Annotated in this window: 21 protein-coding genes and 5 other annotated features; of the genes, 19 read left to right on the top strand and 2 right to left on the bottom strand. The window is 36.8% G+C overall.

All coding sequences use genetic code 11. The features are described 5' to 3' along the window. Window positions 1-571 precede the first annotated feature (571 nt). The 4 genes from rpsD (at window position 572) to thiI (ending at window position 5577) form a co-directional block, all read left to right on the top strand. The gene (gene rpsD / locus BLR79_RS03365) at window positions 572-1180 is read left to right on the top strand and encodes a 30S ribosomal protein S4 (RefSeq protein WP_092084862.1); all 609 of its coding nucleotides are present in this window, start codon (window positions 572-574) and stop codon (window positions 1178-1180) included. Between the two features lie 219 nt (window positions 1181-1399). Beyond that, window positions 1400-3121 carry a septation ring formation regulator EzrA gene (locus BLR79_RS03360; RefSeq protein ID WP_092084860.1) on the top strand — a complete coding sequence of 574 codons (1722 nt, stop codon included), beginning with the start codon at window positions 1400-1402 and terminating at the stop codon, window positions 3119-3121. Between the two features lie 69 nt (window positions 3122-3190). Further along, window positions 3191-4348 (top strand): cysteine desulfurase family protein, encoded by a 1158-nt coding sequence (locus BLR79_RS03355; RefSeq protein ID WP_092084858.1) that lies wholly within the window; start codon window positions 3191-3193, stop codon window positions 4346-4348. A gap of 2 nt (window positions 4349-4350) precedes the next feature. Beyond that, window positions 4351-5577, top strand: coding sequence for a tRNA uracil 4-sulfurtransferase ThiI (gene thiI, locus BLR79_RS03350; RefSeq protein ID WP_092084856.1), 1227 nt, complete (start codon window positions 4351-4353; stop codon window positions 5575-5577). Between the two features lie 21 nt (window positions 5578-5598). Here thiI and BLR79_RS03345 read toward each other — a convergent pair whose 3' ends face one another. Then, window positions 5599-6204: a Maf family protein gene (locus BLR79_RS03345; RefSeq protein WP_092084854.1), complete on the bottom strand. Its 606-nt coding sequence runs from the start codon at window positions 6202-6204 to the stop codon at window positions 5599-5601. Window positions 6205-6307: 103 nt separating this feature from the next. Then, window positions 6308-6505, top strand: a binding site (T-box leader). An 83-nt stretch (window positions 6506-6588) separates the two neighbouring features. Here BLR79_RS03345 and BLR79_RS03340 point away from each other — a divergent pair. The 15 genes from BLR79_RS03340 to rpmA all read left to right on the top strand — a co-directional run bounded on the left by BLR79_RS03340 (window position 6589) and on the right by rpmA (window position 19931). Then, window positions 6589-9207 carry a valine--tRNA ligase gene (locus BLR79_RS03340; protein ID WP_092084864.1) on the top strand — a complete coding sequence of 873 codons (2619 nt, stop codon included), beginning with the start codon at window positions 6589-6591 and terminating at the stop codon, window positions 9205-9207. Window positions 9208-9220: 13 nt separating this feature from the next. After that, a complete protein-coding gene (locus BLR79_RS03335; RefSeq protein WP_092084852.1) occupies window positions 9221-10534 on the top strand; it encodes a bifunctional folylpolyglutamate synthase/dihydrofolate synthase in 1314 nt (437 codons plus the stop codon). A 50-nt stretch (window positions 10535-10584) separates the two neighbouring features. Next, window positions 10585-11280, top strand: coding sequence for a RadC family protein (gene radC, locus BLR79_RS03330; protein ID WP_092084850.1), 696 nt, complete (start codon window positions 10585-10587; stop codon window positions 11278-11280). Window positions 11281-11349: 69 nt separating this feature from the next. Beyond that, on the top strand, window positions 11350-11643 hold the full coding sequence (locus BLR79_RS03325; protein WP_092084849.1) for a general stress protein: 294 nt from the start codon (window positions 11350-11352) through the stop codon (window positions 11641-11643). 186 nt (window positions 11644-11829) lie between these two features. Further along, on the top strand, window positions 11830-12030 hold the full coding sequence (locus BLR79_RS03320; protein ID WP_092084847.1) for a cold-shock protein: 201 nt from the start codon (window positions 11830-11832) through the stop codon (window positions 12028-12030). A gap of 129 nt (window positions 12031-12159) precedes the next feature. After that, entirely contained in the window at window positions 12160-13179 is a 1020-nt protein-coding gene (gene mreB, locus BLR79_RS03315) for a rod shape-determining protein (RefSeq protein WP_092084845.1), read from the top strand. 17 nt (window positions 13180-13196) lie between these two features. Then, window positions 13197-14033: a rod shape-determining protein MreC gene (gene mreC / locus BLR79_RS03310; RefSeq protein WP_092084844.1), complete on the top strand. Its 837-nt coding sequence runs from the start codon at window positions 13197-13199 to the stop codon at window positions 14031-14033. 3 nt (window positions 14034-14036) lie between these two features. Then, the gene (gene mreD / locus BLR79_RS03305) at window positions 14037-14582 is read left to right on the top strand and encodes a rod shape-determining protein MreD (RefSeq protein ID WP_092084842.1); all 546 of its coding nucleotides are present in this window, start codon (window positions 14037-14039) and stop codon (window positions 14580-14582) included. Window positions 14583-14641: 59 nt separating this feature from the next. Further along, window positions 14642-14859 (top strand) — a binding site (T-box leader). Between the two features lie 62 nt (window positions 14860-14921). Beyond that, complete coding sequence (locus tag BLR79_RS03300) at window positions 14922-15728, top strand: transporter substrate-binding domain-containing protein (RefSeq protein ID WP_092084840.1); 807 nt, start codon at window positions 14922-14924, stop codon at window positions 15726-15728. Continuing rightward, window positions 15726-15934, top strand: a binding site (T-box leader). Its footprint overlaps the gene before it by 3 nt. Before the next feature lie 64 nt (window positions 15935-15998). Next, window positions 15999-16802, top strand: a complete 804-nt coding sequence (locus BLR79_RS03295) for a transporter substrate-binding domain-containing protein (RefSeq protein ID WP_159427582.1) — start codon at window positions 15999-16001, stop codon at window positions 16800-16802. Window position 16803: 1 nt separating this feature from the next. Beyond that, window positions 16804-17020: a binding site (T-box leader), on the top strand. 78 nt (window positions 17021-17098) lie between these two features. Beyond that, window positions 17099-17899, top strand: coding sequence for a transporter substrate-binding domain-containing protein (locus BLR79_RS03290; RefSeq protein WP_159427581.1), 801 nt, complete (start codon window positions 17099-17101; stop codon window positions 17897-17899). Window positions 17900-18122: 223 nt separating this feature from the next. Continuing rightward, window positions 18123-18767: a transporter substrate-binding domain-containing protein gene (locus BLR79_RS03285; protein ID WP_234970798.1), complete on the top strand. Its 645-nt coding sequence runs from the start codon at window positions 18123-18125 to the stop codon at window positions 18765-18767. Window positions 18768-18868: 101 nt separating this feature from the next. After that, window positions 18869-18941 (top strand) — a sequence feature (ribosomal protein L21 leader region). Between the two features lie 36 nt (window positions 18942-18977). Further along, a complete protein-coding gene (rplU, locus tag BLR79_RS03280) occupies window positions 18978-19286 on the top strand; it encodes a 50S ribosomal protein L21 (RefSeq protein WP_092084832.1) in 309 nt (102 codons plus the stop codon). Window positions 19287-19290: 4 nt separating this feature from the next. Next, the gene (locus BLR79_RS03275) at window positions 19291-19620 is read left to right on the top strand and encodes a ribosomal-processing cysteine protease Prp (RefSeq protein WP_092084830.1); all 330 of its coding nucleotides are present in this window, start codon (window positions 19291-19293) and stop codon (window positions 19618-19620) included. A gap of 26 nt (window positions 19621-19646) precedes the next feature. Further along, a complete protein-coding gene (gene rpmA, locus BLR79_RS03270; protein WP_092084828.1) occupies window positions 19647-19931 on the top strand; it encodes a 50S ribosomal protein L27 in 285 nt (94 codons plus the stop codon). 53 nt (window positions 19932-19984) lie between these two features. On the opposite strand, the gene BLR79_RS03265 is transcribed toward rpmA, so the two are convergent. Further along, window positions 19985-20287 carry a DUF4298 domain-containing protein gene (locus BLR79_RS03265; RefSeq protein ID WP_092084826.1) on the bottom strand — a complete coding sequence of 101 codons (303 nt, stop codon included), beginning with the start codon at window positions 20285-20287 and terminating at the stop codon, window positions 19985-19987. Window positions 20288-20337 lie beyond the last annotated feature (50 nt).

The following is a 20337-nucleotide window of genomic DNA, read 5'->3' as shown; positions in this document are numbered from 1 at the left end:
GTGCAATATCTGATAACAGTGTATTTTGAGCTTTTGACATTCCATATAAAATATCGCTGTAAAATTTCTTCCGTGGTTTAGAAAGACCTTTAGTCAGTTTTTCTAAAAAAGTAAGTAAACTTCGCTTCGTTTGATATATTTCTATAGAATTCATGGTAAAATAACCTCAGTTCCTGTTCTGTATTTTTGTTTTGTGATGATTCAATTATACCATGCAACAGGACGAAATTAGTCCACAGATTTACGCTGTGGATAGTTTAAAAGCCCGAGGAATCCATGCTTTCCACATGTGAACACCTCGGACTTTTGTTATTATCTATGAAACCGTAAAATTTTGGGTAAATTCAAGCACTTTAAGGGTTGTTTAAAGGATAAACTTTTGGTACAATCATAGTTGTGTAAAATAATGCAGCACAAAAAAAGAAAGCACGTCAACAGTCTAAAACCTTTTATAAAGGTCAACTAGTAACTGCGGCTGCAACTAGCGAACGTTGAAAGAGGACTGCACGTATTCGGTTTTTTGGGATTATTTTACTCCATATATAATTATTTACATTGGAGGAATTTAATAATGGCAAGATATACAGGACCAACATGGCGCTTATCACGTCGTTTAGGTATTTCATTAACAGAAACAGGTAAAGAGCTTTCACGTCGTCCGTACGCACCAGGACAACACGGTAACCAACGTAAGAAGTTATCTGAATACGGACTACAACTACAAGAAAAACAAAAGCTACGTTTCATGTATGGATTGAACGAACGTCAATTCCGTAACTTATACTTACAAGCAGGTAAAATCCGCGAAGGTAAACACGGTGAGAACTTCATGGCGTTACTTGAAACTCGCCTAGATAACTTAGTTTATCGTCTAGGATTTGCGACAACACGTCGTCAAGCACGTCAATTAGTAAGTCATGGCCACATTACAGTGGATGGCAAACGTTTAGATATTCCATCATATTTAGTTCAACCAGGTCAAGTTATTGGCTTACGTGAATCAAGCGAAGATTTACAAATCATTAAAGATGCTTTAGAAGATGTTGTAACTCGCTTAGACTTCGTAGAATTTAACGAAGACAAAAAAGAAGGTACATTAACTCGTATGCCACAACGTGAAGAATTAAACGCTGAAATTGACGAAGCGTTAATCGTTGAGTACTACAACAAACTTGGTTAATTCTAGCTTTATATCATTTCAAGAACAAGTTAGAGCTTTCTCTAGCTTGTTCTTTTTCATTTTGACCTCTAAACCGTGCTTCAATCACAACAAGATTGCTTATCAAAATGTATAATTTTCTTTTAATAAGTTAGTGAAAATGATATACTCAATGTTGATAGGTACACTTACAAATTTACATAGGAAATAAACATTCCAAACAGAGGGAGCGAGTGATGAATGAAATTTACTGATATATTATTAGGTCTTCTTGTCATCGCCATCATTGGATATATTGTATTATATTATTTACGTAATAAACTTGAAAAAGAAATTCAAGAACTCAATGACCGTAAAGAAGAAGTGATAGCGATACCAGTTGCCGAACAACTACATACTTTAAAGAATATGGAATTGTCTGGACAAACAAAGCGTAAATATGAAAGTTTACAAGCCGAATGGCAAACGTTACAAAACTATAAGTTCACTGACGTGGATGCAGCTATTGTGAATGCTGAACAAGCAGTGGATCAAATGCTTCAATTATTTAAAGCTAAAAGTGATATCGATGACGCACGTGAGCTCCTTGATGAAATTCAACCGCAAATGGAAGAGTTAGATCACTCTTTAGAAGATATTTTTGCGGTTATTGAATCCAATGACGAGGATCATGCTGAATTATATGAACGATATAACGGCGCACGTAAAAACATTTTAAATCATAGCTTTGAATATGGCCCAGCCATTGAAACCTTAGAGAAGAATTTAAATCAAATTGAAGCAACGTTTACAACGTATTCCGATTTAACCTCTCAAGGAGATTATTTAGAAGCAAGAGATATTTTATCCTCTATTGATTCTGACTTAACGAGTTTGGAAGAGATTTTAGAAAAAATTCCAACGATGTATGAAGAAATCAAAACGAACTATGAAGAATCTCTAGATGACTTACGAAAAGGTTATCAGCGAATGAAAGATAGTGGCTATCATTTCAAAAATGATCGCATTTTAGAATCGGTAGACGAAGTTCAAGAACAGCTCAATGAAGCAAAAACAGCCATTAAAAATGCTGATTTATTCCAAGCACAAACCTTAATGGACAAATCAGATCGCGAAATTGAAGATTTATATGTTTCCATGGAATCTGAAATTAAAGCGAAAGAATTTGTTTCAAAACAAGGAAATGCGATTGAGCAGCTTCTACGTGAAACGCGTAAAGAAAATGACTACGTTGCAAGCGAAATTGATCGCATTGCACAAAGTTATATTTTACATAATAATGAAGAGTCTAAGATTAAGGAATTGACTCAGCGTTTAAAGACTGCGGCAACTACCTTAAAAGATTTGCAGACTGTTGATGAAGAGTCAGAGATTATTTATTCAGATATTGAAGACGACTTGAAAAAGATTCGTAAACAAGCTGAAGAAGTATCAGAACAACAAACGGGTATGATTGCTACATTAGGAACTCTTTACGAACGCGAAAAGGAAGTAAAAGAACATTTAGAAAATTATGACTTAACAATGCGTAATTTAAAACGCCGTTTAGAAAAGCATAATTTACCTGGTTTAAGCGAAGAATTTTACGATTTGTTTTACCGTGTAACTCATCAAGTAGAAGAGTTTGCTAAGATGTTAAATCAAGTTCGTATTGATATGCCAGAAATCGAACAATTTGATTTGGATTTAAGCCATCAATTTGATAAGCTAAAAGAAGAAACAGATCGAATTATCGACAATGCTGTCTTAACTGAGTATATGATTCAACATAGCAACCGTTTCCGCTTTGATTATCCAGAAATTGATGAAGCGATTCGTCAAGCTCAACATTTATTCTACCAAAAGTATGACTACGATGGAGCACTTGCTGTGATTGAAAAAGCATTACGCCGTATTGATAGCGAAGCGCCAACTCAAGTGCGTCGCATGTACCATACGGAAAAACAAAATACTCATTATTAAAAGAAAGACAACCACTGTTTTGTGGTTGTTTTTTTATTCATAAAACTATTAGAAAGTAGGAATGACAGGATGTATTACTTTGATAATGCTGCTACCACAAAGCCTCTTCCAGAAATTATCACTATTATGAATACTGTGACGACAGATTATTTTGCTAACCCTTCTAGCGCACACCGATTAGGTGTTCGCTCTCAAAAGCTACTGCAACGAGCAAGACAACAAGTGGCAGAACTGTTAAAGTATAAAGAACAAGAAGTTGTTTTCACTTCAAGTGGAACGGAATCTAACAATTGGGTTTTTACCAGTGTCATTGACGCCCAACATCAATTAAGACCAGACCGCAACCGAGTCTTACTATCATCTATTGAGCATCCGTGTGTTCGTTTGCAAAAAGAACGACTAGAACAAAAAGGGTACCAAGTAGAAATGATTTCTGTCGATGAAAAGGGAATGATTGATTTAGGTGAGTTAAAAAATGCTTTAAATGAAGATGTTTTATTGATCTCTACTATTTTAGTGAATAATGAAGTGGGAACGATTCAACCAATGGAAGAAATAAGTGCATTACTTGTTCAATACCCTGAAGTTATTTGGCATGTTGATGGGGTTCAAGGTGTGACTACGCAATTTCATCATTTAACCCATCCACGAATTGATTTATTAAGTTTATCAGGACATAAGTTTCATAGTATTCGCGGAGCAGGTTTATTAACGATTCGTGAACGCGTGGCTCGTCAATCATTACTTTTAGGTGGAGGCCAAGAATTGGGCCTTAGAAGTAGTACAGAAAATTTAGCCGCCATTGTTTGTTTTTCTAAAGCATTACGATTAGCCTATGAAAATCAACAAGAGACTAAAGAGCGTTTAAACAGTTATCGTCAACAAATAGACGAAGCGTTAAAAGAAGAAGGTTGGACTATTTTTGGCGATACAAACAATGTGAGTGAACACATTATTTGTGCGGCCCTTCCTCCTGTTCCTGGGGAAGTGTTAGTTCACGCTTTTGGAGAAGAAGACGTATTTGTCTCTACTACGAGCGCGTGCTCGAGCCGCAAACACCAAACCCACAGCACGCTTAGCGCTATGAAAGTGTCCACAGCAATTTCAAATTCAGCGATTCGTATCAGTTTAGCTAAAACAACGACTCAAAGTGATGTCGATTATTTAATAAAAACGATTCAAAAAGTCAGTCGATCTTTTAACACATTAACTCAAAAAGGAGAGTAATTATGTCCAAACAAATTATGGTTCGCTACGGTGAACTGACTACTAAAGGAAAAAATAGAAAAGCTTTTACTAACAAACTAGCTGAAAACATTCGTTTTAAAACCAAAGCAATCGATCCAGATATGAAGATTGCTATTCGTCATGATTTTATTTTACTGAATTGGACTAAGGGGTCCTATGAATCAGTCATCGAACAATTAAAACAAGTCCCAGGCATCCAGCGTTTCGAGCCCACTTATCCGGCAGAAAAAACATTAGAAGCGATGGCCGAAAAAGCGTTAGAGCTATTTAAGCAAATTGAAGTAAAGCCCGGAGATACTTTCCGTGTCGTAGCTCGACGTTCAGATAAAAAGTACCCTCATAGCTCGATGGAAGTTGGACGATTTGTTGGTGGCGCTATTGGAGAAGCTTACCCTGAGATGTCTGTTGATTTAAAACACGGTAAACATAAATTAGTCGTGCATATTCACCATAAAGTCGCTTATTTATCCTTAGAAACCTTTGCTGGCTTGGGTGGTTTTCCTTACGGTACAGGTGGACGAGGCATGTTAATGTTATCAGGCGGGTTTGATTCACCCATTGCTGGGTATGAATTGATGCGTCGTGGAATGGAGATTGAAGCAGTTCATTTTAGTAGTCCACCTTACACAAGCCCGCAAGCTTTGGAAAAAACGAAAAAATTGGCCGCTAAAATTTCAGAATACGGAATGCCGATAACGTTTCATAACGTTCCGTTTACTAAAATTCAAGCAGCCATTAAAGAGCACGTTCCCGATGATTTATCCATGACAGTGATGCGTCGTATGATGGTTCGTATTACAGATCAACTGGCTTCTCAACGTAAAGCCTTAGCTCTTGTGACGGGTGAATCTCTAGGACAAGTCGCTTCTCAAACGTTAGAAAGTATGTATGCGATTAATGCAGTGACCTCAACGCCTATCTTGCGTCCATTAATTGCTACTGATAAAAACGATATTATTGAATTAGCGCAACAAATTGGCACTCATGATTTATCGAACGAACCTTTTGAAGATTGTTGTACAGTCTTTGCACCGCGCTCACCGCGAACAAAACCTTCTTTACAAAGTGCTGAAGAAGCCGAAGCAGTCCTTAATGAAGCGATAAGTATTCAAACTCTTGTCGATGAAGCTGTGGCGGGAGTTGAAGTGTGTGTCGTAGACGCTAACTATTTGAAGGCAACAGAAGATAACTTTAGCGATTTATTATAAAGCAAAACAAGCGAGCCTCTTTTATAGTAGGTTCGCTTGTTTTAATTGACGGTAAACCTCACTAATAGGAAAACCTAAAATCGTATAATAATCGCCTTCAATTTTTTGAATGAAGAGACTTCCTTTATCTCCAATACTGTAGCCACCAGCTTTATCAAAGGGTGATCCCGATTGAATATAGTCTAAAATTAACTGATGTTGTAGTGAATTATAAGGTTGAAAGAAAACGCGGGCAATTGTTGAAAAAGTAAGACACTGATCTTTATAGAAAATACACACGCCCGTATGAACTGTATGACTTCTTTCTTTGCTCAATTCCACCAACATCTTTTCAGCTTCGCTGGCATCTTTTGGCTTACCAAGCATTCCTTGGGTTGGCGAGTAAACTAATGTATCGGAGCCAATGACAACAGCAGAGGAACAATCGATTTGGCGTGCCTTTTCTTGAGCGAGAGTTTCGACTAAACGGCTAGCGATAGCGGTTGTATAAGGGAAGGTTTCATTTTTTAAAAGACGCTGGGTGATAGCTTCTTCATCAATAGAAGCGACTTGGATATCGAACTCTTTGACTAAATAGCTCATTAATTCAATACGTCTTGGCGACTGACTTGCTAAAATATAGTTCATGGAATCACCTTACTAACTTATTTAAAGAGATACTTTCATTTTACCATACTCCATTCTTCACAACAGTCATTAGTTTTGGTATACTATGGCTAAGGAATTTAATAATGATGCCGTGAAGAGAATAAGTAATTGACACCTACAGAGAAGAAACAGTGGTGAAAGTTTCTACGTCAATGAAACGTCGCTCGGAGCAATAATAAGTGAACTATAAGTAGCTTATTACGAAGGTTTACTTCGTTATCAATGATGAGAGATGAATAATCTAAATTTAGGTGGTACCACGCCCATAAGCGTCCTATGTTATAAACATGGGGCGTTTTTATTTTTAGAAAAATACAAACGGCAATAGAGTAAGAAAGGAAGAATCAATTGAATAAAGTAGAAATGTCCACAAAATACGACTCCCAAAAGGTCGAAGCTGGAAAATATCAACAATGGTTAGAAGAAGGAGTCTTTAAACCTTCCGAAGATCCAAACGCTAAACCGTATTCCATCGTTATCCCGCCACCAAACGTGACGGGACGTTTACACTTAGGTCATGCTTGGGACGTGACGCTACAAGATATGATCATCCGTCAAAAACGAATGCAAGGGTATGATACGTTATGGTTACCAGGAATGGACCACGCGGGTATTGCGACCCAAGCAGTTGTTGAAGCTAAATTACGTGAAGAAGGAATTTCGCGCTATGATTTAGGTCGTGAGAAGTTCGTCGATGAAGTTTGGAAATGGAAAGAAGAATATGCGCAAACAATCCGTGACCAGTGGGCTAAAATGGGAATTTCTGTTGACTACTCAAGAGAACGCTTTACGCTCGATGAAGGATTAAACAAAGCGGTTAACAAAGTCTTTGTTGATTTATACAATAAAGGTTTAATTTATCGCGGTGAGTATATTATTAACTGGGACCCAGCAGCGCAAACAGCTCTATCTGATATTGAAGTCGAACATAAGGAAGTTCAAGGTGCGTTCTATCACGTTCGTTACCCAATTGTTGGAACAGATGAATTTGTTGAAATCGCAACTACTCGTCCGGAAACAATGTTAGGAGATACAGCGATTGCGGTTCACCCAGATGATGAACGCTATCAACATTTAATCGGTAAACATGTCCTATTGCCATTAATGGACCGTGAAATTCCGGTCGTAGCGGATCATTATGTTGACCGCGAGTTTGGAACAGGGGTTGTTAAAATTACGCCAGCCCATGACCCAAATGACTTTGAAGTCGGAAACCGTCACGATTTACCGCGCTTAAACGTGATGAATTTAGATGGCACAATGAACGAAGAAGCGGGCGCTTATAACGGTATGGACCGTTTTGAAGCACGTAAAGCAGTCGTCAAAGATTTAAAAGAACAAGGTTATTTAATTAAAATTGAAGATCATCTTCATAGCGTCGGACACTCTGAACGTAGTGGCGCTGTAGTAGAACCATTATTATCAACTCAGTGGTTTGTTAAAATGCAACCTCTTGCTCAAGAAGCCATTGATAAACAAGAAACAGACAATCATGTCGCTTTTTATCCACCACGATTTAACGATACATTTATCGGATGGATGGAAAATGTTCATGACTGGGTCATTTCTCGTCAACTATGGTGGGGACATCAAATACCTGCTTGGTACCATAACGAAACAGGTGAAGTTTACGTCGGTGAAACAGAACCAGAAGATGCTGAAAATTGGACACGAGATACAGATGTGTTAGATACATGGTTCAGCTCAGCGTTATGGCCATTTTCAACGATGGGTTGGCCAGAAAAAACCGCTGATTTTGAGCGTTATTACCCAACGGATACATTGGTTACAGGGTATGACATTATTTTCTTCTGGGTCAGTCGTATGATTTTCCAAGGGCTAGAATTTACCGGTACTCGCCCATTCAAAAACGTTTTAATCCACGGTTTAATTCGTGACGAACAAGGACGTAAGATGAGTAAATCTCTAGGCAACGGTATTGATCCAATGGATGTCATTGATGAATACGGTGTGGATGCTTTACGTTGGTTCTTAGCCAATGGTTCTTCACCAGGTCAAGATGTACGCTATAGTCCAGAGCGTATGGCAGCAGCGTGGAACTTTATTAATAAAATTTGGAACGCAAGCCGCTACGCTTTAATGCAAGTAGGGGATTTACGTCTAGAAGATATTCAAATTGAAAAAGACCAAACATTAGCCGATCAATGGATTTTAGCTCGTTTACAAACCACCATTAAAGAAACAACGCGATTATTCGATCGTTTTGAATTTGGTGAAGCAGGACGTGTCTTATATAACTTTATTTGGCATGACTATTGTGACTGGTATATTGAGATGACTAAAGAACAACTGCAAGACGAATCACAAGATACAACAACGACTCGTAGTATCTTACTCTATGTGTTAGAACAAATCTTATTGTTACTTCATCCAATTATGCCGTTTGTAACGGAAGAAATTTACCAACAAATTACCCGAGAAGATCAATCTATTGTAATTGCCGATTACCCTGTGGTTAAAGATGAATATATTAATGACGAAGCTGAAGAAGCGATGGGCGAATTAATTGATGTCATTCGTTCAGTTCGTAATATTCGTAGTGAAATGAATACACCATTATCTAAAGAAGTGGATCTTTATATTAAAGCCAATGACGAAAAAGTATTAAACTTACTTCAAGAAAACGTGGCTTACTTACAACGATTTACTAATCCAAAACAATTAGAAATCGCTTTAGACCCACAAACAGATACTGAAATGATTACGCAAACCTTACCATTTGCACAAATTATGATGCCTTTAGAAGGACTCATTCATATTGAAGATGAAATTGCGCGTTTAGAAAAAGAATTAGATCGTTTACAAAAAGAAATCGATCGCTTAGACAAAAAATTACAAAACGCAAACTTTGTCGATAAAGCGCCGGAAGCGGTTGTTCAAAAAGAAAAAGATAAACGTGTCGATTACGTCAGCCAATATGATAAAGTTAAAGAGCAAATCGAACACTTAAAATCTTTGTAGTAAGAGGGATTTTATGACACTAGCAACGATAGAACAAGGAATGGAATGGCTGTATCAACAAACAGTCGACCATCCACGTCTAGGGCTTGATGCGATGCATCAAGCCCTAGACTACTTTAATAATCCACATTTAAATTTACCTGTGATTCATATTACAGGTACCAATGGTAAAGGATCAACCACTGCTTTTTTAAGCGAATTATTTTTAGCTTATGACCAAAAAGTAGTGACTTTAACGTCACCTCATATTATGTCCTTTAACGAACGATACCAAGTGAATAATCAAAATATTGATGATGAAACATTGTTAATGCTCCTTAATAAAGCAAAAGAGTATAACGATTATTGTTTGAAAAAGAATCAAATTCCCTTATCGACTTATGAAATCATTACTTTATTGGGTATTCTATTCGCTGCGCATATCCAGCCTGATGTCTTTATTGCTGAAGTAGGTATTGGTGGATTACTAGACACTACGAATGTTTTAAATGCCCAAGTCGCTGTTATAACAACTATTGGACTAGATCACGGGGATAAATTAGGCGATACTTTACAAGAAGTCGCCTATCAAAAAGCTGGCATTATTAAACCCAGCTCCCAAGTGGTTGTTGGAAATATTCAAGGTACTCCATTATCCGTCATTCAACAATATGCTATATCAAAAGAAGCAATAGTCTATAAACTAGATGATGACTTTTATGCTACGCCTATTGGACAAAGGATGCAGTGGGATTATACATTTAAAAACTGGTATTTTAAAAACTTACCATGTAGCCTATTAGGTCGTCATCAAATTGACAATGCGGGTGTTGCTTTAACAACCTTTATAGCGTGGATGGAAAGCCGCCAACAACGAATCGATGAAACGGCTATTAGACACTCTTTAGCGACTACTCACTGGATGGCTCGAATGGAGAAAATTAACGATCAACCACTTATTTATCTCGACGGAGCACACAATGCAGCAGGTATTCAAACGTTATCTGACACGTTAGCGAATTATTTTCCTAATAAACAAGTGACTCTTTTATTTGCTGGATTAGATACTAAAAACCAAGCAGAGCACCTTCATTTGTTGGCTCAATTAAACCCGCAGTCTATTTATTTAACCACATTAAACCATCCATATGCGATGACGTTAGAACAATTTGAAGAGATTTTAAAAGATGAAACGATTAAATTTAAAAAAGTGCATTTAACGAAGGACTGGCAAGCAGTGATCGATGATTATTTATTAAATGCCCACCCCGCTGAGGACCATTTACTTTTAGTGACCGGTTCACTTTATTTTGTATCGGACGTTCGAAGTTATTTAACTAAAAAATAAAAATGGAATACCTTCTATTTTACTAACTTATGTAATAGGAGGTATTTTTTATGCAAAATTCATTGTTAAAAGTTCAAGAACTTCCGGTTGATTCTCAACCGCGGGAACGTTTGTTGTTGTATGGTGCTAAAGCATTGGCTGATTATGAACTGCTTGCGATTTTGTTGCGAACAGGAACAAGAAAGACTAGTGTATTAAATTTAGCCCAATCTGTGTTGACGCATTTTAAAGATTTATACCAATTGCGGCAAGTAAGTATTGAAGAGTTGCAAGAAGTGCCAGGAATTGGTCCTGTTAAAGCCATTGAGCTTCAAGCAGCCATTGAATTTGGCCAGCGAGTCTATCAAAGTCGTCTGTTGAAAAGAGGCCAAATTCTTTCAACGACGGCTGCCGGGGAGTGGTTATTAGATAATATGAAGCATTTACACCAAGAACATTTAATGGCATTATTTCTCAACACTAAAAACGAGGTCATTCAAACAAAAAATATTTTTATCGGCAGTGTCTCTCAAAGCGTTGCTCATCCAAGAGAAATCTTTAAAGAAGCAGTGAAGTACCCTACCGCACGGATTATTATCGCGCATAATCATCCGTCCGGTGACACTAAACCTTCCCCCGCAGATTTAAACTTTACTAAACGACTCATTGAATGCGGCGATTTGATGGGAATTGAATTGTTGGATCACTTTATTATTGGCGAAGATCGTTATTTAAGTATTCGAGAAGAAACCAATTTATTTTCTTAAATGGTTATGATTGCATATTGAATTGGCCCCTGTCATACTTAATTTAATAATAAATAAAGGGTGAAAGCTATGACTAAACGGGTTATTGGTGTTTATTACACTGTTCCTGAAGCGTTGGAAGTAATTGATGAATTAAGAAAAGAAGGGTATACCAATAAAGAGATTTTTGTTGTCGCCAATGAAGAGATTACCGGTCAGATTCCTTATATTCATGAAGTTGAACGTCCCGCTCGAGGGAAGGTAGAAGAAATTCATCCTTCGTTATGGAAGCAAATTAAAGATGCATTCACGCTAGAAGGGCCGATATACAATGATGCGGATATTTTAGAAGATGATTTAATGTATCAATACCGAGCGATTTAGCTAACGGCGCAATCGTAATCGTCGTTGAAAAGCTTTATGGAAGCGATTAAAGTAATTGCTATTAATTGTGAAAGATGGTATAATTTAAGTAATGTTTTTGAAATTGGTAAGAATGTCAATTTACTGCTTCGTACCAGCTTGCAAGAATAAATATAGTAGTGCTGGGCACTCGAGGAGGTAATATTGATGGAACAAGGAACAGTTAAATGGTTCAATGCAGACAAAGGATTTGGATTTATCGAACGTGAAGATGCAGATGATGTATTCGTACATTTCTCAGCAATCCAATCTGAAGGATTCAAAACGCTAGAAGAAGGTCAAGCCGTTGAGTTTGAAGTTGAAGAAGGCGAACGTGGTCCTCAAGCAGTGAACGTTGTTAAATTATAATTAAACAAATACTTAGCATCCTTCGGGATGCTTTTTTTGATTTAAAAACCTTTACCTTCGCTAGCTTTTTACGAAAGAGATTTGCTATAATTGAAAGTAGGATTTTAAAAAGGACAGGAAGGTGAAGGCATGTTTTTTAAAAAAGCGCGTGTGGGGATCGATCTAGGTAGCGCGAATACGGTCATTTACATTGAAAAAAAAGGCATCGCCTTACGTGAACCTTCTGTTGTAGCTATTGACCGTACATCTAAAGAACCGGTAGCTTTTGGACAGGAAGCGATTCATTTAATTGGCAAAACCAATAAAGACGTTGAAATCATTCATCCGATAAAATATGGCGTTGTCGACAGTATGACACTTCTAAAGCCAATGCTGAGTTTTTTTATTAAAAAGGCGTTGAACAAACGAACTCCCCAATCAGAAATTGTAATTTGTATCCCTAGTGAAACGTCACAAATATCACAAAAAGCTTTATTAGATGTTTTAAAGGAGTTAAATATTCATAAAGCAATGATTTTAGAAGCACCTTACGCAGCAGCTCTAGGAGCTAAGTTACCGATTCAAGAACCTAAAGGACATTTAGTGGTTGATATCGGCAGTGCTGTGACTGATATTGGGGTTTTGTCTTATAATGATCATGTCTACAGTAAAGCACTACCAATTGGTGGCGATTTATTTGACCAGTATATTCAAGAAGCTTTGCGTCTTCATTATGAAATGATTATTAGTGAACAGATGGCTCAAAAGATCAAACAGGAAATAGGTTATGCCGTGTTAACAGCAAGCGACGAAAAAGAGACTTGCCTTACAGCGGGGCAGCGAGCTACTAACTTTTTACCAATAGAACGCAATGTACGTAGTTTAATTATTTCGCGAGCGATTGAACCGTTAATTCGTCAAATTATTACAGGGATTCAAGACGTTTTAGAACAAACGCCTCCTGAACTAATTGTTGATATAAGTAATTCAGGCCTTTTGCTCTCGGGTGGAACAAGTCTTTTAAAACGTTTGCCAGAAAGGCTTCAAAAAGAATTAAATATGCCTGTTCATTTAGCTGAATATCCAATGGATGTGGTGGCTTTAGGAGCAGGGTATGTGCTTGATGATTTACAACGACAAATAAAAAAAGTAGAACGAACAAAACGTTAATGAAATGAGGCTAAAGAGTGTTAAACAATAAAAAATTAATTGGAATACTATTATCAAGTATAGCGATTATCTCCTTAGTAGGGTATACAATGACAAGCTCGTCTACTAATGTGGTGACAAGTTCAGCTAACGATGGCACAGCTTGGATTGGGCGTATTTTTACTCAACCTGTTTCAATGGTTGCTCGCTTTGTCAACTCAGTGGATAGCTTGTTGAACACCTTTGAAGAAAATCAACAGCTTAAAACAAAAATTGATAAAGTAGACGAGTTGCAAGTAAGACTAGCGGATTTAGAAGCTGAAAATAATAAAATGAAACAAGAGCTAGACTTAAAACAAACATTGAGTAACTATGCGACGATCAATGCAACAGTGATCGCAAGAAATCCTAACCAATGGATGGAAAGTCTCACGATCGATGTGGGAGCGGCCGATGGAATTGAACCGAATATGACTGTTATGGCAGGAAATGGCTTAATTGGGCGCATTATTGAAGTAAACCCAACGAGTTCAAAAGTTCTTCTCTTAACGACCGACCAGTCAAATGAAGGAAAAGTAGCCGCAAGTATACAAGCTAAAAAAGGGTCTGTTAATGGTATTGTAAGTGGCTACAACCGTAAAAGTAAACATTATATTATGACAGAAGTTGATCCCGAAGCTCAAGTAGAAGTAGGAGATAAAGTCATTACAAGTGGATTAGGTGGAGTGACACCAAGTACTTTACTTATTGGTGAAGTGGCGGATTCTAAAATGGATGACTACGGTTTATTCCAAATTGTGGAAATTAAGCCTGCCGGTGAGATGACAGATATCCGCTATGTAACTGTCATTCAACGCGAGAATCGGAGTGAATAATATATGAATAGAATGGGACATGACCAAACTAATCGCATGACTTATTTAACACTCGCTTTTTTAGCGATTGTCATTGATTCTGCACTTCCGGCGATATTCCCTCACTCATTTATTGGTGAAGGACAAGTGATTATTTCTCATTTGACTTTATATGTCGTCGTCGTTTTTGGCTTTTATTTCAATATGCCTCGCTACTTAGTTTACTCTTTTTTACTTGGTTTACTCGTTGACTCGTATACTTATACAATTTTAGGGCTTTACGCGACCCTTTACTTTTTAGTTGCCTATTTCATTAGTAAAGTAAAAAGTCTTTTTCCAAAATCAGCGATCATTCAATTTATGTTATTTATTTTAATGATTAGTTTTGTTGATTTTATGCTCTTTTTATTTTACCGTGAAACAGGAATGACTGGCGTGACGCTGTCTGAGTTTTTAGTTTACCGTTTAGGGCCAACATTAACATTTAATGTGGTTCTAAGTATGGTTTTATACTATCCAACACAACGATTATTGAAAGCATTGGGCTACTCGCCTTATGTGTTTTTCTAATTATTTTATAATTTCTCTTTACAAATGAAAATTAAGTTGTTATACTAGGAATCAAATAATGAAAGTCAGTGAATGAGAGAGTAAATAAATTAATGGAATTCAGCGATATAGGACATGGTGAAAGCCTATACCAATAATTTATTGAACCGCACTCAGGAGATTAAGACCGCGAATGAAGTGAGCGGACTTCGCCTAATTGAACGTTACTCAATCAATAAGAGGATTTGCTTTAATGCAGATCAATTAGAGTGGTACCGCGGAATTTCCCGTCTCTGTCAATTAAATGGCAGAGACGGGTCTTTTTATTCATTATTTTTATTAAATTAGAAAGGAAACGATATGAAGAAAGTTATTAAATTTTTAGTTAGTTTAGCAGTTTTAATGTTAGTACTTCCTAGTTCTTTAGCCTTTGCAAAGAGTGATGTCGAAAGCATTCAAAAAAATGGCAAATTAGTTTTAGGAACAAGCGCTGATTTTCCTCCTTTTGAATGGATCATTTTAAAGGATGGCAAAGAAGAAGTAGTTGGAGTAGATATTGAATTAGGTCAAAAAATTGCCGATGAATTAGGTGTTGAATTAGAAGTTCGCAATGTCGGATTTGACACACTGATTCAATCCGTTAAGACAGGTCGCATTGATATGGCACTTGCTGGAATTAGTCAAACAGAAGAACGAGCACAACAAGTTGATTTTTCTGTCCCTTACTATGAAGGAGAAAGCTACATTCTCGTTGCTAAAGACAAAGCCGATAAAGTGACGACAATTCAAGATCTTAAAGACTTAAAAGTTGGAGTTCAAAAAGGAACGATTCAAGAAACTTATTTATTAAACAATCAGTTGGATATTGATTTAACTTCCATGCCTAAAAATGACGTTCTCATTGAAACACTTAAAACAGGAAAACTGGATGCCGTTGTTATGGATGCTGTGACGGCTGGTGAGTTTTTAAGAATGAATGAAGACACAATTACTAAAGCATCTGAAACTATTCCAACGGATGACGAAGGTTATTCGGTGGCGGTAGCTAAAGATAATACAAGTTTACTAGAAGTCATTAATAAAGTGATTGAAGAAGCGAAAGACAATGAAGAGATTAAACAATCTCTTGAAAAGTATTTAGATTTAGCTGCTGAAGATAATAAATAATCATCAATGAATGAGAGAGTAAATAAAACAACGGAATTCAGCGATATAGGAAAAGGTGAAAGCCTATACCAATGATTTATTGAACCGCACTCAGGAGATAATCTGTTAAGAAACAGATTCGTTTAATTGAACGTTACTCAATGAATAAGAGGATCTATGATTAAATAGATCAATTAGAGTGGTACCGCGATGCAATCGTCTCTATTTGCTAATAGAGGCGATTTTTTTATACTATTTTGTATTAATAAAAGTTAAGAAAGGAAATGTATGATGAAAAAAGTAATGAAGTTAGTTTTAAGCGTGATGATTTTAGCACTGATGATGCCAGCAACACTTGTCTCGGCTAAAAGTGATGTCGAAAGTATTCAAAAAAATGGCAAGTTAGTTTTGGGAACGAGTGCTGACTTTCCGCCTTTTGAATGGATTGTAATGAAAGATGGTAAAGAAGAAATTGTCGGAGTAGATATTGAATTAGCGCAAAAAATTGCCGACGAATTAGGCGTTGAATTGGAAGTGCGTAACATGGGATTTGACACACTCATTCAATCCGTTAAAACAGGACGCATTGATATTGCATTAGCAGGAATGAACCAATCGGAAGAAAGAGCAAAACAAATTGATTTTTCAACTCCTTACCATAAAGGCGAAAGCTATATCTTAGTTGCTAAAGATAATGCTGATTCAGTTCAAACCGTTGAAGACCTTGAAGGGTTAAAAGTTGGTGTTCAAAAAGCAACGGTACAAGAAGCTTATTTAGTTGATAGTGGCGTTAAGATGGATATTGTTTCAATGCAAAAAAATGACACTTTAGTAGAAGCACTAAAAACCGGCCAACTGGACGCAGTATTTATGGATGGTGTCACTGCCGGCGAATTTTTAAGAATGAATGAAGACAAAATTACTAAAGCACCTGAAGCTGTTCCAAATGAAGGAGCAGGTCAATCTGCTGTTGTAGATAAAGGAAATGAAAGTCTATTAGCTGTAGTTAATAAAGTGATTGAAGAAGCCGTCGCAAACGATGAAATTAAACAATCTATTGAAAAATATTTAGATTTAGCAGCTCAAAATAATTAAATAATGATCGCGGAACGAGAGAGTAAATAAACAACCAGGTCAACAGCGAGGTAAGAGCGAGTGAAAGCTTACCCCCAACGTTTATTGAACCGCACTCGGGAGATAAGATCGTGAAAGAAAGTAGCGACTTCGTATCATTGAACGTTACTCAATGATTAAGCGGATTTACACCTTTGTAAATCAATTAGAGTGGTACCGCGGGTTAGCCCGTCTCTATAGGTTAGACTATAGGGATGGGCATTTTTATATACTCGTACATTTTTTTATATAAATATAGTAAAGTAAGGACGAAAAAAATGAAGAAAATAATTAAAGTAATCTTATTTTTAATCCTGCTCGCTTTTGTATTACCATCGCAACTTGCTGTAGCTAAAAGTGATGTGGAAAGTATTCAAAAGAAAGGGAAGTTAGTTTTAGGAACTAGCGCTCAGTTTCCACCTTTTGAGTGGGTGGAATTAGTAGATGGGAAAGAAACGATTGTTGGTGTAGATATCGAATTAGCTCAAAAGGTTGCTGAGGAGTTAGGGGTTGAATTGGAGATCCAAAATATGAGTTTTGATACACTGATTCAATCCGTTAAGAATGGGCGTATGGACATAGCGATGGCCGGCATTAGCAAAACAAAAGAAAGAGCAAAACAAGTTGATTTTTCCATTCCTTATTATGAAAGTGGCACTGATATTGTTGTTCCTGCCGGCAAAGAAGGTACTATCACTAAACCAGAAGATCTTGCAAAATTAAGAATAGGTGTTCAAAAAGGAACCATTCAGGAAATTTATTTAGTCGAAAATGGTCTTAATACGAATTTAACATCCATGCCTAAAAATGATGTTCTTATTGAAACAATGAAAGCAGGAAAATTGGATGCGGTAGTGATTGACAGCGTATCAGCTGATGAGTTTTTAAGACTAAATGAAGGGGTCATCACTGAAATATCAGACGTTATTCCTAAAGATGAAGAAGGCGGCTACTCGATTGTCGTCGGTAAAGGTAATGACAGTTTATTAGAAGTAATCAACAAAGTGATCGAAGAAGCCGTTGAAAAGGACGAAATAAACAAGTCTGTTGAAAAGAATTTAGAGTTAGCAGCTAACTAAAAATTACAGCAGTTAGCAATTTATATTTTGTAATTAATTAAACTATTTAGTAAAGGAAGATCAAAATGAAAAAAATAGTAAAAGTGATGTTAAGTTTAATGGTGTTAGTATTAGTATTACCTGCCAATTAGTTTCAGCTAAAAGTGATGTGGAAAGTATTCAGAAAAAAGGAAAAATTGTTTTTGGAACTAGTGCAGAATTTCCGCCTTTTGAATGGGTTATTATGAAAGATGGCAAAGAAGAAATTGTAGGGGTTGACGTTGACTTAGCTCAAAAAATTGCTGATGAATTAGGAGTTGAACTTGAAGTCAATAATATGGGATTCGATTCGTTGATTCAATCCCTTAAAGCCGGCAAAATCGATATGATTTTAGCAGGAATGAACGAAAACGAAGAAAGAGCAAAACAAGTCGACTTTTCAATCCCTTACTATGAAAGTGAAACGTATATTGTCGTTCCAAAAGATAAATTAGATACTGTTACTAAGCCAGAAGATTTAGAAGGGCTCAAAGTAGGAACACAAAAAGCATCAGTTCAAGAAACTTACTTAAAAGAAAGTGGTATTCAAATGGATATCGTTTCCATGCCGAAAAATGGAACTTTAGTTGAAGCGTTAAAAGCAAAGAAATTAGATGCCATTGTAATGGATAGTATTACAGTGGGCGAGTTTTTAAGAAAAAATGAAGACGTTCTTGCTAAAGTTCCCAATCCAATCCCAGGAGATGGTGCGGGTCAATGTGTGGCAGTGAATAAAGGAAACGAGACGCTGTTAGAAGTAGTCAACAAAGTCGTCAAAGAGGCTGTTGAAAAAGACGAAATCAAACAATCCATTGAAAAGAACTTAGACTTAGCAACAAGTAAAGAATAGTTGAAAATCAATAATTCGCCGAAACTACTATTAAAAGTAAGTTAAGGTGTTGACTCTAGGTCCTAACTTTGGTACTATTATTTTGTTGTATTTGTGTGGCACCACAACTGCAACCGCACAAGTTAAGTTATAAGTGAGTTGATTCCACTTAACATGGCGAGTCTGAGTGCTGATTTTTATCAGAATTAATTATTATGAGGAGGTGCTAGAATGTACGCAATTATCCAAACTGGTGGTAAGCAACTTAAAGTAGAGGAAGGACAAACAATCTACGTTGAGAAATTAGAAGTTGCTGAAGGTGATAAAGTTACGTTTGACGAGGTCATTTTAGTAGGTGGAGACGCTACTAAAGTAGGAAGCCCATTCGTAGAGGGAGCAACAGTTGAAGCAACTGTTGAAAAACATGGCCGTCAAAAGAAAGTAGTTACTTACCGTTACTTACGTCGTAAGAACTCTTCACGTAAACAAGGTCATCGCCAACCATACACTAAATTAACAATTAACTCAATTAACGCTTAATCCAATGATTCGCGTTGAATTTACAAAAAAGGCTGATTTATTTCATTCGGTGGTTGTCACCGGACACGCAGAGTATGCTGAATATGGTTCAGATATTGTCTGTGCCGCGGTGTCTAGCCAAGTGATTTCAGTTGAGAATTCATTACAATCATTATTAAACGTTAACGTAAATACTCAAGTAAATGAAGCAGAAGGTGGTTACTTAAAGTTAACTTTACCTCTCCTTCATAATGCAGTGCAACAAGAACAAGCACAATTATTGATGCAACACTTGCATTTAGCACTGACAGTCATTGCTGAAAGTTATCCAGAATATGTTTCAGTCAATGGCTAATCTCAAACCCAAGGAGGTGCAGGAACATGTTGAAATTAAATTTACAATTATTCGCTACTAAAAAAGGTGGTGGATCTACTCAAAACGGTCGTGATTCTCGCTCAAAACGTTTAGGCGCTAAAGCAGGCGACGGACAGTTTGTTTCAGGAGGATCCATTTTATACCGTCAACGTGGAACTAAAATCCACCCAGGTAACAACGTAGGTCGTGGAGGCGATGATACTTTATTCGCTTTAATCGATGGTGTTGTGAAATTCGAGCGTAAAGGACGCAACAAAAAACAAGTTTCTGTTTATGCAGCAGAAGCGTAATCATCCGAAAAAGAACTTGAGACACTCTTTAAAGAGCATCTCAAGTTCTTTTTTTAGCATTCTTTTAATAACTCAGTAGCAATTTCTAACATCTCTAATCCAATTTGGCGTACGTCGACTAATGTATTGTAAGCATAATCTTCACCTAGTACAGCCGTCGTTGGATAATCAATTTCTCCACTTTTATCCAATTGTTGATGCCGTAGCCATTCTTTACTACCGTAATAGTTCGTTAAAGTTCGAATATTGGGAATAATTTCTTTAAATTGAGCTAATTCTGATTCGAAGGACTGCACTGCTTGATCTACTTTTAAATAATTCTCTTCCATTTGGACGAAATCTTTTGGTGTTGACATGTGATCCTCTCCTTTAGTAAATTATACAAAAAAAGACTCCGATTTGTAAC

Origin of the sequence: Dolosicoccus paucivorans (assembly GCF_900100125.1) — a bacterium.
In the GTDB taxonomy this organism is placed as follows: Bacteria; Bacillota; Bacilli; order Lactobacillales; family Aerococcaceae; genus Dolosicoccus; species Dolosicoccus paucivorans.
Note: the sequence above shows the minus strand (reverse complement) of the source record. Positions and strands in the feature narration are given on the sequence as shown.